The organism is Lunatimonas salinarum (genome assembly GCF_017811155.1).
Classification (GTDB): domain Bacteria; phylum Bacteroidota; class Bacteroidia; order Cytophagales; family Cyclobacteriaceae; genus Lunatimonas; species Lunatimonas salinarum.
This window is the reverse complement of record NZ_JACVCV010000004.1, coordinates 93,359-109,424: the sequence shown is the minus strand read 5'-3', so window position 1 is coordinate 109,424 and position 16,066 is coordinate 93,359. Positions and strand designations below refer to the sequence as shown.

At 45.5% G+C, this 16,066-nt stretch carries 10 protein-coding genes and 4 tRNA genes; all 14 read left to right on the top strand.

The annotated features are described in order from the left end of the window. The first annotated feature begins 45 nt into the window (after nt 1-45). The gene (locus tag IAQ59_RS06120; protein ID WP_209329912.1) at nt 46-2,670 is read left to right on the top strand and encodes a M1 family aminopeptidase; all 2,625 of its coding nucleotides are present in this window, start codon (nt 46-48) and stop codon (nt 2,668-2,670) included. Nucleotides 2,671-2,808: 138 nt separating this feature from the next. Further along, nucleotides 2,809-2,891, top strand: a tRNA-Tyr gene (locus IAQ59_RS06115). A 154-nt stretch (nt 2,892-3,045) separates the two neighbouring features. Continuing rightward, nucleotides 3,046-3,118 (top strand) — tRNA-Gly (locus IAQ59_RS06110). A gap of 32 nt (nt 3,119-3,150) precedes the next feature. Continuing rightward, nucleotides 3,151-3,222: transfer RNA gene (locus IAQ59_RS06105), tRNA-Thr, on the top strand. A 59-nt stretch (nt 3,223-3,281) separates the two neighbouring features. Next, on the top strand, nt 3,282-4,469 hold the full coding sequence (gene tuf / locus IAQ59_RS06100; protein WP_209329911.1) for an elongation factor Tu: 1,188 nt from the start codon (nt 3,282-3,284) through the stop codon (nt 4,467-4,469). Between the two features lie 113 nt (nt 4,470-4,582). Beyond that, a tRNA-Trp gene (locus tag IAQ59_RS06095) sits at nt 4,583-4,653 on the top strand. 90 nt (nt 4,654-4,743) lie between these two features. Further along, entirely contained in the window at nt 4,744-4,932 is a 189-nt protein-coding gene (secE, locus tag IAQ59_RS06090; protein ID WP_010856309.1) for a preprotein translocase subunit SecE, read from the top strand. 18 nt (nt 4,933-4,950) lie between these two features. Then, the gene (gene nusG / locus IAQ59_RS06085; protein WP_209329910.1) at nt 4,951-5,508 is read left to right on the top strand and encodes a transcription termination/antitermination protein NusG; all 558 of its coding nucleotides are present in this window, start codon (nt 4,951-4,953) and stop codon (nt 5,506-5,508) included. 3 nt (nt 5,509-5,511) lie between these two features. Then, nucleotides 5,512-5,955 (top strand): 50S ribosomal protein L11, encoded by a 444-nt coding sequence (gene rplK / locus IAQ59_RS06080; RefSeq protein WP_209329909.1) that lies wholly within the window; start codon nt 5,512-5,514, stop codon nt 5,953-5,955. Nucleotides 5,956-5,965: 10 nt separating this feature from the next. Next, the gene (rplA, locus tag IAQ59_RS06075; RefSeq protein ID WP_209329908.1) at nt 5,966-6,664 is read left to right on the top strand and encodes a 50S ribosomal protein L1; all 699 of its coding nucleotides are present in this window, start codon (nt 5,966-5,968) and stop codon (nt 6,662-6,664) included. Between the two features lie 2 nt (nt 6,665-6,666). Next, on the top strand, nt 6,667-7,206 hold the full coding sequence (rplJ, locus tag IAQ59_RS06070; RefSeq protein ID WP_209329907.1) for a 50S ribosomal protein L10: 540 nt from the start codon (nt 6,667-6,669) through the stop codon (nt 7,204-7,206). Between the two features lie 52 nt (nt 7,207-7,258). Further along, nucleotides 7,259-7,639, top strand: coding sequence for a 50S ribosomal protein L7/L12 (gene rplL / locus IAQ59_RS06065; RefSeq protein ID WP_209329906.1), 381 nt, complete (start codon nt 7,259-7,261; stop codon nt 7,637-7,639). A gap of 157 nt (nt 7,640-7,796) precedes the next feature. Next, a complete protein-coding gene (gene rpoB, locus IAQ59_RS06060; RefSeq protein WP_209329905.1) occupies nt 7,797-11,672 on the top strand; it encodes a DNA-directed RNA polymerase subunit beta in 3,876 nt (1,291 codons plus the stop codon). Between the two features lie 50 nt (nt 11,673-11,722). Further along, entirely contained in the window at nt 11,723-16,036 is a 4,314-nt protein-coding gene (gene rpoC / locus IAQ59_RS06055; RefSeq protein ID WP_209329904.1) for a DNA-directed RNA polymerase subunit beta', read from the top strand. The last annotated feature ends 30 nt before the right edge of the window (nt 16,037-16,066 follow it).

Here is a 16,066-nt window from a genome sequence, read left to right as displayed (position 1 = left end):
GCCTAGCGTGAATTTAGTCAATATTATGGGGTTTCCCGTTTATTTATGCAAAGATCTATCCCTATTGCCATTCTCTCAACACTCTTTTTGGGTCTATTTTTGTCATGCAAAACAAGTAATGGGCCGGTTTCAGAAGCCGGAACAAAGGTAGGTGCGAGCAGCGCTGCGGAAACTTTCCCTTCTGACTTGGTGGCCACTCCCGCGCCAAGGCCTTTGGTGGATAAGTTGGAGGAGCAGATGCAGGGGTACCGCGAGACTCCGGAAAGGAAGTTTGATCTGATTCACACCAGTTTGGACTTGTCATTTGACTATGTCGATAGGCAGGTGAATGGTACGGCATTGTTACAGGTAAGACCCTACTTTTATCAGCAAAATGAACTTAGCCTTGATGCGAAGGATTTTGATATCCATGATAGTTGGTTAATCCTGGGGGACGATAAGGAGCGAACTCCACTTAATTATCGTTACGACGGAAAGCGGGTGGACTTATTTCTGCCGCGTACCTTTTTTTCGTCCGATACGCTGTTGATAGGTCTAAGGTATACCGCCAAACCTGAGGAGACTACCCAACCTGGAGGAACGGCTGTTACGGATACAAAAGGATTGTACTTCATCAATCCAAATGGTACAGAGGACAAGCCCCGGCAAATATGGACGCAGGGAGAGACCTCATTTAGCTCCAAATGGTTTCCTACCATAGACCATCCCAACGAACGGCAAACCCATGATATAAAAATTCGGGTAGATAGCGCGGATATTACCATTAGCAATGGCCGACTCCTATCTCAGACGAGTCATTCAGATGGTACACGCACAGACCATTGGGAGATGAACATTCCTCATGCACCCTACCTTACCGCAGTCGCCATAGGTGATTTTGCGAAGGTTTCGGACAAATGGCGTGATATGGAGGTTAATTATTACGTAGAGCGGGAGTTTGAAAGGGGAGCGGCCCGGGTGTTTCAACACACGCCGGAGATGCTGACCTTTTTCACGGAATTGTTGGGGGTAGATTATCCGTGGCAAAAATACGATCAGGTAGTGGTTCGGGATTTTGTGTCTGGGGCAATGGAAAATACCACCGTATCGATTTTTATGGAGTCACTTAACCTCGATGAACGAGAGGCCTTGGACAGTGACTGGGATTACATCATTGCGCACGAGCTTTTTCATCAATGGTTTGGAAATCTAGTCACCACGGAGTCTTGGTCTAACTTGCCGTTGAATGAGTCATTTGCGGACTATTCCGAATACTTATGGTTTGAATACAAAGAAGGTAAGGACAGGGCGGATATGCATCATCTAGCGGCCATGGAGCAGTATATGGATGAAGCGCAGGAAAAAAAGGTAGATCTGATCCGGTTTCAGTATGAGCATGAGGACGATATGTTTGATAGCCATAGCTATGCAAAAGGCGGGCGAATACTGCACATGTTACGTAGACACCTGGGAGATGAGGCATTTTTTGCATCACTTCGTCAATATCTGGATCAGCATGCCTACAGCAGTGTGGAGATTCATGATTTGCGCTTAGCCTTTGAGCATGTCACGGGACGAGACCTGAACTGGTTTTTCAACCAATGGTTTATGGCTTCTGGACATCCGGTACTGGATATTAACCTAGATACTGGTAACCCTGACAGTTACCTGCTCACGTTATCCCAAACGCAGGACTTGGAAACTACGCCTTTGTATCGGATCCCATTTAAGGTGACTTTTTATAAAGAAGGAGCAGTGGAAGTACGTGAATTTGTGCTGGATCAGGCAACGCAGCAGTTCGCGCTGGAAAATGGTCTAGGTGTTGATGCGGTGATTGTTGATGAGGATATGGTGTTGTTGGCAGAAAAGCGCAGCTACAGGGGGGCTGAGGCCCTGAAAAAACAGTTTGCCTTTGCCAGGTCTGGTATTGCGAGACTGGAAGCGTTGGATAGCTTGACATCGGACTATTTGGCATTTGAGGATATTAATCAGGTGATTTTGAATGCATTAGATGATTCTTTTTCAGAAGTCCGGGGTTTAGCGCTTACCCGAATTCCCCAGTCCATGAGTCTGGACCAAGTAGATGCTGGATTGGCGGCGAAGGTACTACACTTAGCAGAGGAGGATCCTAGCCACGAAGTGAGGGCATCAGCGATTGGGTTATTGGCAGAATTGGATGGAGAAAGGTATGCCGGTGTTTTTCAACGATTGGTACAAAATCCCTCGTATGTGGTGGCGGGAGCGGCCCTGACAGCCGTGATGGATCAGACCGGTGGGATGGAAGCAAAAATGGAGATGTTTGAAGCCCTAAAGGAAGAGCGAAATATCCGGATGGTTGTGCCACTCGCAGATTTTCTAACCTCAGAGGGTAAAGTGGGATACGATGGGTGGTTTGATACGAAGCTAGGGGCGATGACCGGCGAATCGCTTTACTATTTTATTGGCTACTACGGAGATTATTTTGCTAGTGTCCCCGGTTCAAACAAAGCAGTTGCACTCAAGAAGCTCATGGAACTCGCTGGGAAACATCCCGCAAACTACATTCGTCTCACTGCCTTTCAGTCTCTATTTGGATTCATCGATGAGGCGGGGGTACTGGAGGAAGTACTGAATTTACATGCGGCGGAATCCGACGAGTTGGTCCGAAATTATCAGCGCTTTTTTTTAGAACCCTACCTAGAGGAAAATTAATATCCTGATTATGAAACTACTACTTATGGGGTTTTATAAAAAGATATCTTTTTTTTTGGTTTGTTTTGAATGTTTCGGAAAAGGCTATAATTTTGCCATCCGTTACGAAGATAAACTGTCGTGACACAACAAAACGTTGGGGGAATACCAAAGCGGCCAACTGGGACGGACTGTAAATCCGTTGACTTATGTCTTCACAGGTTCGAATCCTGTTTCCCCCACAGAATTGCCTTAAATTCACTTTCTTTTTCTGGATTTGGATTAGATTAATCTGAAAAAAAGGTATAAATTTACGAGCCAATTCTCAGGAGGATGCCTTTAACGCTGGTGGTCAAGTACAAACTAGTCGTAAAAAGGGTGTTAAAGAAATTAAAAGCGGGAGTAGCTCAGTTGGTAGAGCGGCAGCCTTCCAAGCTGCAGGTCGCGGGTTCGAGCCTCGTCTCCCGCTCTATGCTTTTATAGGCATAATAAATGTTACCAGCCGACGTAGCTCAGGGGTAGAGTGCTTCCTTGGTAAGGAAGAGGTCACGGGTTCAAATCCCGTCGTTGGCTCGATACATTGATACAAACAAACGAAATTTTATCATTAACTAAACAAAGGATTTTCACGCATGGCAAAAGCAACCTTTGACCGTTCCAAACCACACGTTAATATAGGTACGATTGGTCACGTCGATCACGGTAAGACTACTTTGACTGCTGCCATTACAACTGTATTGGCCAGAAAGGGTCTTTCTGAATTAAGAGACTTCGCTTCTATCGACAACGCTCCTGAGGAGAAAGAAAGAGGTATTACCATCAACACCTCTCACGTTGAGTATCAAACTGAAAGCAGACACTATGCACACGTTGACTGTCCTGGTCACGCTGACTATGTGAAAAACATGGTTACGGGTGCTGCCCAGATGGACGGTGCCATCCTTGTGGTGGCTGCTACAGACGGTCCGATGCCCCAAACTAGGGAGCACATCCTATTGGCCCGTCAGGTAGGTGTACCTGCGCTGGTAGTTTTCATGAATAAGGTAGACTTGGTAGACGATCCTGAATTGTTGGAGCTTGTTGAGATGGAAGTTAGGGAACTCCTTTCATTCTATGAATTCGACGGAGACAACATTCCTGTAATCGCCGGTTCTGCACTTGGTGCCTTGAACGGTGAAGAGAAGTGGGAAGCCACTGTAATGGAGCTTATGGATGCGGTTGATAACCACATCCCGCTTCCAGAAAGAGCAATTGATAAGGAGTTTTTGATGCCTGTTGAAGACGTTTTCTCGATCACTGGTCGTGGTACTGTTGCCACTGGTAGGATTGAAAGAGGTGTTATCAACTCTGGTGAGCCAGTAGACATCATTGGTATGGGAGCTGAAGGCTTGAAATCTACGGTTACTGGTGTGGAAATGTTCCGTAAGATTCTCGACAGAGGTGAAGCTGGTGACAACGTAGGTTTGTTGTTGCGAGGTATCGAAAAGTCGCAGATCAGAAGGGGTATGATTATCTGTAAGCCTGGTTCTGTGAAGCCTCACGCACATTTCAAGGCGGAAGTGTACGTACTTTCAAAGGAAGAAGGTGGACGTCATACACCATTTTTCAATAAATACCGTCCTCAGTTTTATCTTAGAACCACCGATGTGACAGGAGAGATCAAACTTCCTGAGAACGTAGAAATGGTTATGCCTGGTGACAACATCACCATCGAGGTGACCCTGATTAGCCCTGTTGCCCTTGAGAAGGGACTTCGATTTGCTATCCGTGAGGGTGGTAGAACAGTAGGTGCAGGACAGGTTACTGAGATTTTGGATTAATTTCTGAGATTTATACGATAAATGCAGGTGCGATTCTGAATTTTTTCGGAATCGCATTTGTTTCTTATGACATTTCTACCTACTTTTGCGTTCCGTAAATGGAGGAAGTGTCTACGGGCATAGTTCAATGGCAGAATAGCGGTCTCCAAAACCGTTGATGGGAGTTCGAATCTCTCTGCCCGTGCTAAAGAACCATAAAGCCCTTTCGTGGATGTCAGAGGTATTTCATGCCGGACATCTTCTACCAAAGGTGGGGTCTATTAAATCAGGTTACATGAACGTCAAGAATTTTGTAGTTGAATCCATCGACGAGATGAAGAACAAGGTCACTTGGCCTAAGTACGCTTCATTGCAAAACAGTGCAGTCTTGGTGCTTGTTGCGTCGTTGATTTTCGCCTTGGTAATAGGGCTCATCGATCTTTCATTCGAGAGCGTTATGAAGTGGTTTTATGATTTATTCTAATAGAATCAAAATTACATAATGGCTGAGCAGAAATGGTATGTCCTTAGAGTGGTTGCCGGGCAGGAAAAGAAAGCTAAAACGTATTTAGACAACGAGATAGCCAGGCAAAAGCTCGAGGAATATATTCCGGAAGTGTTGATACCTTCTGAGAAGATTTATGAGATGCGTAATGGCAAAAAGCGTGTTCGGGAAAGAAACTTTTTTCCTGGTTACGTTTTGGTTCATGCGGATCTCAGCCATGGCGAAGCCAACCATGTGATTACGAGTATTCCGGGAGTGATCGGTTTTTTAGGGTCAAACCAGGGGGGAGCTTCCAAAACCCCCGAGCCATTACGTCAGTCGGAAGTCAACAGGATTTTAGGTCGTGTTGAAGAGATTGATGAGTTTGCGGAAAAACTGGATACACCATTTATAGTTGGAGAGACCGTGAAGGTAATGGACGGTCCTTTCAGTGGTTTCTCGGGAATGATTGAGGAGGTGTTTGAAGACAAGAAGAAACTTAACGTTATGGTTAAGATATTTGGTCGAAACACTCCTGTTGAATTAAATTTTATTCAAGTAGAAAAACAAGACTAGGAAATGGCAAAAGAAATCACTGGTTATCTGAAATTACAGGTGAAGGGTGGCCAAGCGAATCCATCTCCTCCTGTTGGTCCAGCTCTTGGTTCCAAGGGTTTGAACATCATGGAGTTCTGTAAGCAGTTCAATGCCAGAACACAGGAGAAAATGGGCCAGGTTGTGCCGGTTCTTATCACTATTTTCTCCGATAAGTCTTTTGAATTTGTCGTCAAAACGCCACCGGCTGCGAATATGCTGTTGGATGCGGCAAAAGTGAAGGGCGGCTCTTCGGAGCCCAACAGGAAAAAAGTGGGCTCTGTGACTTGGGATCAAGTAAAAACGATCGCTGAAGTGAAGATGCCAGACTTAAATGCTTTCGAGGTGGAGGCTGCCATGAGAATGATAGCTGGCACCGCTAGAAGTATGGGAATTACTGTTTCAGGGAAAGCTCCTTGGGAGGATTAAATAAAGGGATATGGCTAAGTTAACAAAAAAACAAAAAGAAGCTCTTTCTAAATATGATCCTAGCCAAGCCTATTCTCTGGCTGAGGCATCTAGCATTGTGAAGGAAATATCTAATGCGAAGTTTGATGCTTCCGTGGATATAGACATTCGGTTGGGTGTTGACCCTAGAAAAGCTGACCAAATGGTTAGAGGGGTAGTGGCCTTGCCACATGGTACAGGTAAGGATGTGAAAGTGCTTGTGCTTTGCAGCCCTGACAAAGTAGACGAGGCGAAAGAAGCAGGCGCAGACCACGTTGGTTTGGATGATTATATCGCCAAAATCGAAGGAGGTTGGACAGATATCGATGTAATCATCACCACGCCTAATGTAATGGCAAAGGTAGGTAGACTAGGAAGGGTTTTAGGTCCTAGAGGGCTGATGCCTAATCCGAAATCTGGTACGGTAACGCTTGATGTCGGTAAAGCTGTGAAAGATGTAAAAGCAGGTAAGATCGACTTCAAGGTGGATAAGTTTGGTATCCTTCATGCAAGTGTTGGAAAGGTTTCATTTTCTCCGGACAAAATTCTGGACAACGCGATGGAATTGATTCAGACTGTGTCGAAATTGAAGCCAGCTGCGGCGAAAGGTACTTATTTTAGAAGTATCCACATCTCTAGTACCATGTCACCGGGTATTATCATCGATAAATCTAGTATTCAAGGTATATAATCATGACAAGAGAAGAGAAAAAATCCATCATTGATGAACTTACCGAGAAGTTTAAGGAAATCCCGCATTTCTACGTAACGGATGCGTCGGGTTTTTCAGTAGCTCAGGTAAATGCATTCAGAAGGATGTGTTTCGAGAAAGGACTCGAATACAAGGTTTATAAAAATACGCTTGTAAAGAAGGCGCTTGAAAACTTGGATGCGGACTATACCGATTTCAATGATAAAGCATTGAAGGGGTTTTCGGGGATTCTTTTTTCAAAGGAAGTAGGCAATCTGCCTGCTAAGACTTTGTTGGAATTTCGGAAGAAGCTTGGCAAAAAAGAGACACGTCCTAAATTCAAGGGAGCCTCGATAGACGGAGATGTGTTTCTAGGTGAAAATAACCTGGAAATCCTTTCTAACCTTAAATCAAAAGACGAGTTGCTCGGAGAGGTTATCGGTTTGTTGCAATCTCCTGCGAAGAATGTTCTTTCTGCTCTTCAGAGTGGACAGCACATACTTGCCGGTGTGGTCAAAACGCTTTCCGAAAGGGAGTCTTAAAATTAAATTCAATCAATTCAGTTAAAAATCAAACAATTAAATATTTTATACAATGGCAGATCTTAAAGCATTCGCTGAGCAGTTAGTTAACTTGACTGTTAAAGAGGTTAATGAGTTAGCCGCAATTTTGAAAGATGAGTACGGTATCGAGCCCGCTGCTGCCGCTGCTACAGTTGTAGCTGCCGGAGCTGGTGGAGGTGAAGCTGCTGCTGAAGAAGAAAAGACTTCTTTCGATGTTATCTTGAAAGCTGCTGGTGGACAGAAATTGGCTGTAGTTAAACTTGTAAAAGAGTTGACCGGTCTTGGACTGAAAGAGGCTAAGGAAGTAGTAGACGGTGCTCCTAAGGCAATCAAAGAGGGTGTTAGCAAAGACGAAGCTGACGCACTTAAGAAGCAACTTGAAGAGGCTGGCGCTGAAGTAGAATTGAAGTAATTTGAGTAACCGTTCCTTCTTTTGGAATGGGTTATCCAAAATAGACCTGACTTTAAAGTCAGGTCTTTTCCTGTTTATGGACAACAAATTAATTGCACTATTCGTAGCAATATTTGTGTTTGATTAATAATTAATATAACTAAAAACATATACTGCCTTGGCTATCCAGAATCAAACCGCAAGGAAAAGTTTCTCATCTATAAAGGTAGTCAAAGACTATCCCGACTTTCTAGACATTCAACTGCAGTCCTTCAAAGATTTTTTCCAGTTGGATACCCCTGCTGAAAAGCGAAGACAGGATGGTCTTTTCAAGGTGTTTTCCGAAAATTTTCCCATTTCTGATTCCCGGGAAAATTTCACCCTTGAATTTATCGACTATGCCGTTGATCCTCCAAAGTACAATGTATCTGAGTGTATTGATCGGGGACTTACCTATTCCGTTCCACTGAAGGCCAAACTTCGGTTGTTATGTTCGGACGAAGATAATGAGGACTTTGAGACCATCGAGCAGGAAGTTTTCTTAGGAAATCTTCCCTACATGACTGAAAAAGGCTCTTTTGTCATCAATGGTGCGGAGCGCGTAATCGTTTCTCAGTTGCACCGCTCTCCGGGGGTTTTCTTTGCCCAAAGCAAGCATACCAACGGTACCAAGCTGTATTCAGCTCGAATAATCCCATTCAAGGGTTCTTGGATTGAATTTGCAACGGACATCAATAATGTCATGTATGCTTATATTGACCGAAAGAAGAAATTTCCGGTGACTACATTGCTTCGAGCGATAGGATACGGTTCGGATAAGGAGATTTTGGACCTGTTTGGGCTATCTGAAGAAGTAGATGCTAACAAGTCAACGCTTAAAAAAGTGATTGGTCGTAGATTGGCAGCGAGGGTATTGAGAACCTGGGTAGAAGACTTCGTAGATGAAGATACAGGTGAGGTGGTATCGATTGACCGTAACGAGGTGTTATTAGAGCGGGATTCCGTACTTACAGCCGAAGATGTTGATCTAATCCTTGATTCTTCTACAAAGAGCATCATTCTTCACAGGGAAGATGTGAATGTTGCAGATTATTCCATTATTTACAATACGCTCCAGAAAGATAACTCCAACTCAGAGAAAGAAGCAGTTGAGGTTATTTACCGCCAGTTAAGAAACACGGAAGCCCCTGACGAGGCGACTGCTCGGGAGGTGATTCACGGTCTTTTCTTTTCTGATAAAAGGTATGATCTCGGCGAAGTGGGTAGGTATCGAATCAACAAAAAACTAGGGCTTGATATTGATCCTGAAAAGATTGTATTGACCACAGAAGATATTATTTCCATTGTGAAGTATCTTATCGGGTTGATAAACTCTAAAGCAGTAGTGGATGATATTGACCACCTGAGTAATCGAAGAGTACGAACCGTTGGAGAGCAACTTTATAGTCAGTTTGGGGTGGGACTTGCCCGTATGGCTCGTACGATTCGTGAAAGAATGAACGTTAGAGACAATGAGGATTTCAAGCCGGTTGACCTGATCAATGCGAGGACGCTTTCTTCTGTCATCAACTCGTTCTTTGGCACCAATCAGCTTTCCCAGTTTATGGATCAGACTAATCCTTTGGCGGAATTAACGCACAAGCGGCGCTTGTCTGCGTTGGGTCCAGGTGGTCTGTCTAGAGAACGTGCTGGTTTTGAGGTTCGTGATGTTCATTATACCCATTACGGTCGTCTATGTACGATTGAAACACCGGAAGGCCCAAACATTGGGTTGATATCCTCACTCTGTGTGCACGCCAAGGTGAATTCTATGGGCTTTTTGGAAACTCCATACCGAAAGGTAAAGGAGGGGCAAGTAAGCATGGATCCAAAGGACATTGTGTTCCTGACTGCGGAGGAAGAGGACGATAATAATATTGCACAGGCTAATGCACCATTGGATGATTCAGGAAACTTCATCAATGACAGGGTAAAGGCTCGTTTTGAGGGTGACTTCCCGGTATTGGAGCCTAGTGAGATCAACTACATGGACGTAGCCCCAAATCAGATCGTTTCGGTAGCAGCTTCGTTGATTCCCTTTTTGGAACACGACGATGCGAACCGTGCGCTGATGGGTTCAAACATGCAGCGGCAGGCAGTTCCATTGTTAAAAGCAGAAGCTCCTTATGTAGGGACTGGCCTGGAAGGGAAAGCCGCTATCGACTCTAGGGCCTTGGTATTGGCAGAGGCAGATGGTGTAATCGATTATGTGGACGCGAAAAAGATAGTCGTCAAATACGACCTGAGCGATGATGAGTTGCTAGTTAACTTCAGCGACGAATACAAGACATACCACCTGACCAAGTTCCGGCGAACGAATCAGGATACGACGATCAATTTGTCGCCTATTGTACTGAAAGGGCAACGCGTCACCAAGGGGCAGGTATTGGTAGAGGGATATTCTACCAATCAAGGCGAGTTGGCGTTAGGGAAAAACCTTCTTGTGGCTTACATGCCTTGGCAAGGTTATAACTTCGAGGATGCGATTGTTATTTCTGAACGGGTTGTACGTGAGGACATTTTCACTTCCATACATATTGAGGAGTTCCAACTTGAAGTTCGAGATACCAAGCGTGGAGAGGAAGAACTAACTTCTGAAATACCAAACGTGTCAGAGGATGCGGTTAAAAATCTGGATGAAAATGGGATTATCCGGGTGGGTGCTGAACTGAAAGAAGGTGATATCATCATCGGAAAGATCACACCAAAAGGAGAAACTGATCCGACGCCAGAAGAAAAGCTGCTTCGAGCGATCTTTGGTGATAAAGCGGGGGATGTGAAGGATGCGTCTTTAAAGGCTTCTCCTTCGCTAAATGGTGTGGTGATCGAGACAAAGTTGTTTTCGAGGCCGAAAAAGGACAAGGACCTCCGAGCCAAATCAAAAGCGGAAGTTGAAAAGCTGAAGCAAAAGTACAGCAAAGACTTACTTGCAATCCGTGCAAGGATGATTCAAAAGTTGGTGGTTTTGCTGGATGGAAAGGTTTCCAATGGTGTAAGGCACAAATTTGGAGACGAAATCATCAGCAAGGGCATGAAGTTTAACTATCAGAACATAGAGAATAATCTTTTCCCTGCAAAGAACCCGTACAGGGATGAGAGCAACTACAATGTGCCTGAGGAAGCCAATCTGATTTCTGATATCATTTTGGACGACTGGACGGATGATTCGCACACCAACGATTTAGTGCAGCAATTGGTGAAAAACTATACCAATTCCCGAAATGAAATTTCCGGAATATTTAAGCGGGATAAGTTTACCCTGGAAGTTGGCGACGAATTACCGGCTGGGATTGTTCAATTGGCCAAGGTCTACGTAGCTAAAAAGCGTAAGCTAAAAGTAGGGGATAAGATGGCTGGACGTCACGGAAACAAAGGTATTGTGGCCCGTATCGTACGCGATGAGGATATGCCATTTTTGGAAGACGGAACGCCTATGGATATTGTACTTAATCCCTTGGGTGTGCCATCCCGTATGAATATCGGTCAAATCTTTGAGACGGTTTTGGCATGGGCTGGAATGAAGCTAGGCAAGAAATACGCCACACCGATCTTTGATGGGGCCACTACGGAAGAAGTTGCCGCAGAGTTGACAGCGGCTGGGCTTCCTTCATTTGGCAGGACCTACCTGTTTGATGGCCTGACCGGTAAGAAATTTGACCAGCCGGTGACGGTGGGAGTTTCCTACATGTTGAAGCTGGGTCACTTGGTGGATGACAAGATGCACGCAAGATCTATTGGACCATATTCTTTGATCACACAGCAACCTTTGGGCGGTAAAGCCCAGTTTGGTGGTCAGCGTTTTGGAGAGATGGAAGTTTGGGCATTGGAAGCCTTCGGTGCTTCTCACGTCTTGCAAGAGATCTTGACTGTTAAGTCTGATGATGTAATTGGCCGGGCAAAAGCCTATGAAGCCATAGTTAAAGGTGAGAATCTTCCCAAGCCGAATATTCCGGAATCCTTTAATGTGTTGGTGCATGAACTAAGGGGACTTGCACTGGAGATTACACTAGACTAGAATTGACTATTACGGGCTGAGAGGCCCTCAAACTACTCACACAAATAACTATGGCGTTCAGAAAAAATAAAAAACTAAACAACGACTTTTCCCGGGTCACCATTAGTTTAGCTTCACCTGAGTCCATTTTGGACAGCTCACATGGTGAAGTAACCCAGCCGGAAACCATCAATTACAGGACTTATAAGCCAGAAATGGGAGGCTTGTTCTGTGAGCGGATTTTCGGACCGGTAAAGGACTGGGAATGTCATTGTGGTAAATACAAGCGCATTAGATACAAAGGGATTATTTGTGACAGGTGTGGCGTAGAAGTGACCGAGAAAAAAGTACGTAGAGAGCGTATGGGACACATCGAACTGGTGGTTCCGGTAGCGCATATTTGGTACTTTAAATCCTTACCTAATAAGATAGGATATCTTCTGGGCCTTCCCACCAAAAAGCTTGATCAAATTGTCTATTATGAAAGGTATGTGGTCATCCAACCCGGTTTAAAAGGGGACGACGGACTACAATACTTGGATTTCCTTACTGAGGATGAGTACTTGGACATCATGGACAAGCTTCCCAAGGAGAACCAAATGCTGGATGACGAGGATCCTACCAAATTCATCGCAAAAATGGGTGCCGATGCATTGGAGATGCTGTTGGCACGACTAGACTTGGACGATCTGTCCTATAGCCTAAGGCATCAGGCCGCTACGGATACCTCCCAGCAGCGTAAAGCAGAAGCGTTGAAGCGACTCAAAGTGGTGGAAGCGTTCCGGGATGCCCGGACACGTATCGAGAATCGTCCCGAGTGGATGATCGTACGTATGGTGCCGGTTATTCCGCCGGAATTGAGGCCATTGGTTCCCTTGGACGGAGGACGTTTTGCTACTTCTGACTTAAACGATCTTTACCGGAGGGTAATCATTCGAAATAACCGCCTGAAGCGCCTGATCGATATCAAGGCTCCAGAGGTGATTCTCCGAAACGAGAAACGGATGCTTCAGGAAGCCGTAGATTCCCTGTTTGATAATTCCCGCAAAGTGAACGCCGTTAGATCTGACGGTAACCGGGCGCTGAAGTCTCTTTCTGATATGCTGAAAGGAAAGCAGGGTCGTTTCCGTCAAAACCTGCTCGGAAAGCGGGTGGATTATTCCGGTCGTTCTGTGATCGTAGTAGGCCCTGAGTTGAAGCTCCACGAATGTGGACTGCCTAAAAACATGGCGGCCGAGCTTTTCAAGCCCTTTATCATCCGGAAATTGATAGAGCGCGGAATTGTGAAAACCGTTAAGTCTGCCAAGAAAATAGTAGACAGAAAAGACCCTGTGGTGTGGGATATTTTGGAAAATGTATTGAAAGGTCACCCTGTGCTCTTGAACCGTGCTCCAACGCTACACCGTTTGGGTATACAAGCGTTCCAGCCGAAATTGATCGAAGGTAAGGCGATACAGTTGCACCCGTTGGTGTGTACTGCGTTCAACGCTGACTTTGATGGTGACCAAATGGCGGTTCACGTACCGCTGGGCCATGAGGCAATATTGGAAGCCAGCACCCTGATGCTTTCCTCCCACAATATTCTGAATCCAGCGAACGGTGCCCCCATTACCGTACCCTCTCAAGACATGGTTTTGGGATTGTACTACGTGACCAAAGGCAAAAAGTCCACCGAGGCAGAGCCGGTATTGGGTGAAGGTATGGTCTTCTATGGAGAAGAAGAAGTGATCATTGCATTGAACGAGGAGCGTATATCCAAGCATGCACATATCAAATGTAAGGTAACCGTCCGGAAGGAAAACGGTGAGCTTGCCAGCGAAATTATAGATACGGTAGCCGGTCGCCTGATTTTCAATCAGTTTGTTCCGGAGCAGGTTGGGTTTGTAAACGAACTTCTTACCAAGAAGAAACTGCAACAGATTATTGCAGAAGTCGTAAAAATTTGTGGAATAGCACGTACAGCTCAATTTTTGGACGATATCAAACATCTCGGATTCCAGATGGCTTACCAAGGTGGATTGTCTATGGGCTTGGATGATGTGATTATTCCGGAGGAAAAGGATCCGCTGATTGATAAGGCCAAGTCGGAAGTTGACCAGGTTTGGAACAACTATCTGATGGGTTTGATCACCGATAACGAACGTTATAACCAAGTAATCGATATCTGGACCAGAACCAATTCTAACCTCACCAACATTCTGATGAGGCAAATGGAAGAGGATAACCAAGGGTTCAATGCGATCTTCATGATGATGCACTCTGGCGCAAGGGGATCTAGGGAGCAAATCCGTCAGTTGGGTGGCATGAGGGGATTGATGGCTAAGCCGCAGAAAAACCTTCAGGGTTCTGTGGGAGAAATCATCGAAAACCCGATTCTTTCCAACTTTAAAGAAGGATTGGATGTATTGGAATACTTTATCTCTACCCACGGTGCGAGGAAGGGTCTTGCAGATACAGCACTTAAAACCGCAGATGCTGGCTACCTCACCCGAAGATTGGTGGATGTAGCGCAGGATATGATTATTTCAGAAGAAGACTGTGGAACACTTCGTGGGCTGGTGGTACAAGCACTGAAAGATAACGACGAGATAGTGGAGCCGCTTTCCGAAAGGGTAGTGGGTCGTATTGCGGTGCATGATGTGGTGGATCCAATCAGTGATGAGCTGATTATCGCCTCCGGTGAGGAAATCACGGATGCCATTGCTAAGAGAATAGACGAGTCCGCAGTGGAAGAGGTTGAAATTCGTTCTGTTCTAACCTGCGAGACCCGTAGGGGAGTCTGCGCGAAATGTTACGGAAGAAACCTTTCTACCGGTAGCATCGTGCAGGTAGGCGAGTCTGTGGGTGTCATTGCCGCACAATCCATTGGTGAGCCCGGTACTCAGTTGACGTTGAGAACCTTCCACGTGGGAGGTACTGCTTCAAATATCTCCGTAGAGGCCAGCATCAATGCGAAGTTCGAGGGGGTGGTTGAATTTGAAGAAGAGCTTCGCTGGATAGAAACCACCAACAAGGACGGGGAATCGGTATCGATCGTCATGGGGAGATCAGGTGAAATCAAGATCAATGATCAAAAGTCGGGTAAGACCTTGGTTTCAAACCACGTCCCTTATGGTGCTGTATTGAACGTCAAGGACGGTCAGAAGATCGGAAAAGGCGAGTCCCTATGTACTTGGGATCCCTACAATGCGGTCATCTTGTCTGAATTTGACGGAACCGTAGAGTTCGATTCGATCATTGAAAGTGTTACCTATAAAGAAGTAGCGGATGATCAGACAGGATACCGTGAGAAGGTAATCATCGAAACCAAAGATAAGACCAAAAACCCAGCTGTAATTGTGAATTACGGTGACGAGTCCAAGTCCTACAATATTCCGGTCGGTGCCCACCTTTCCGTAGAGGAAGGGGATAAAGTGCGGTCTGGACAAATTTTGGTGAAAATTCCTCGATCAGTTGGAAAAACCCGCGATATTACGGGCGGTCTTCCAAGGGTAACGGAGCTTTTTGAGGCCCGTAACCCATCAAACCCCGCAGTGGTTTCTGAAATCGACGGAGTGGTTAGCTACGGGGGCATCAAGCGAGGTAATCGGGAAATATTTATTGAATCCAAAGACGGCGTCAAGAAGCGGTATATGGTTTCCCTGTCTAAGCATATCCTGGTTCAGGAAAACGACTTTATCCGTGCGGGAGAGCCGTTGTCTGATGGCGCTATTACGCCAAACGATATCCTTTCCATTAAGGGCCCGACGGCAGTTCAGGAATACTTGGTAAACGAAATCCAAGAGGTGTACCGTTTGCAAGGTGTAAAGATCAACGATAAGCACATTGAGGTAATCGTAAGCCAAATGATGCAGAAGGTAGAGATTTTGGACGCCGGAGATACCGGATTCTTACAGAATCAAATCGTAAACAAGTGGGCTTTCCGGGAGGAAAACGACTCCATTTTGGATAAAAAGGTGGTGATGGATGCGGGAGAGTCCTCCACGTTGAAGCCGGGCATGATCATTACGGCGCGCAGGCTCCGTGATGAAAACTCCAGCTTGAAGCGAAAGGACTTAAAGCTCGTACAGGTTCGGGATGCGCAAGCTGCCGTTTCCCAACCGACCTTACAAGGTATTACTGCATCGTCCTTGGGTACAGAAAGCTTCATCTCTGCGGCGTCATTCCAGGAGACCACGAAGGTACTTAGTGAGGCGGCTATAAAAGGAAAGCGTGATGAATTATTGGGCCTCAAAGAAAACGTGATCGTAGGTCATTTGATCCCTGCCGGTACCGGTCAGCGCAATCTTGAGCGCGTGCTTGTAGGCTCCAAAGAAGAATACGAACGTCTAGTAGCTGAGCGGGACAAGCAGCCTGTCAAAAAGGCGAAAGAAACCGTGAAGTAAGTTTTTATTCAAAACCTAAAAAAAGGTCTG

Bases quoted from the DNA above. Each gene is read 5' to 3' on its own strand.
- IAQ59_RS06120 (WP_209329912.1), top strand. From the start codon at position 46: ATGCAAAGATCTATCCCTATTGCCATTCTCTCAACACTCTTTTTGGGT.
- tuf (WP_209329911.1), top strand. From the start codon at position 3,282: ATGGCAAAAGCAACCTTTGACCGTTCCAAACCACACGTTAATATAGGT.
- secE (WP_010856309.1), top strand. From the start codon at position 4,744: ATGAACGTCAAGAATTTTGTAGTTGAATCCATCGACGAGATGAAGAAC.
- nusG (WP_209329910.1), top strand. From the start codon at position 4,951: ATGGCTGAGCAGAAATGGTATGTCCTTAGAGTGGTTGCCGGGCAGGAA.
- rplK (WP_209329909.1), top strand. From the start codon at position 5,512: ATGGCAAAAGAAATCACTGGTTATCTGAAATTACAGGTGAAGGGTGGC.
- rplA (WP_209329908.1), top strand. From the start codon at position 5,966: ATGGCTAAGTTAACAAAAAAACAAAAAGAAGCTCTTTCTAAATATGAT.
- rplJ (WP_209329907.1), top strand. From the start codon at position 6,667: ATGACAAGAGAAGAGAAAAAATCCATCATTGATGAACTTACCGAGAAG.
- rplL (WP_209329906.1), top strand. From the start codon at position 7,259: ATGGCAGATCTTAAAGCATTCGCTGAGCAGTTAGTTAACTTGACTGTT.
- rpoC (WP_209329904.1), top strand. From the start codon at position 11,723: ATGGCGTTCAGAAAAAATAAAAAACTAAACAACGACTTTTCCCGGGTC.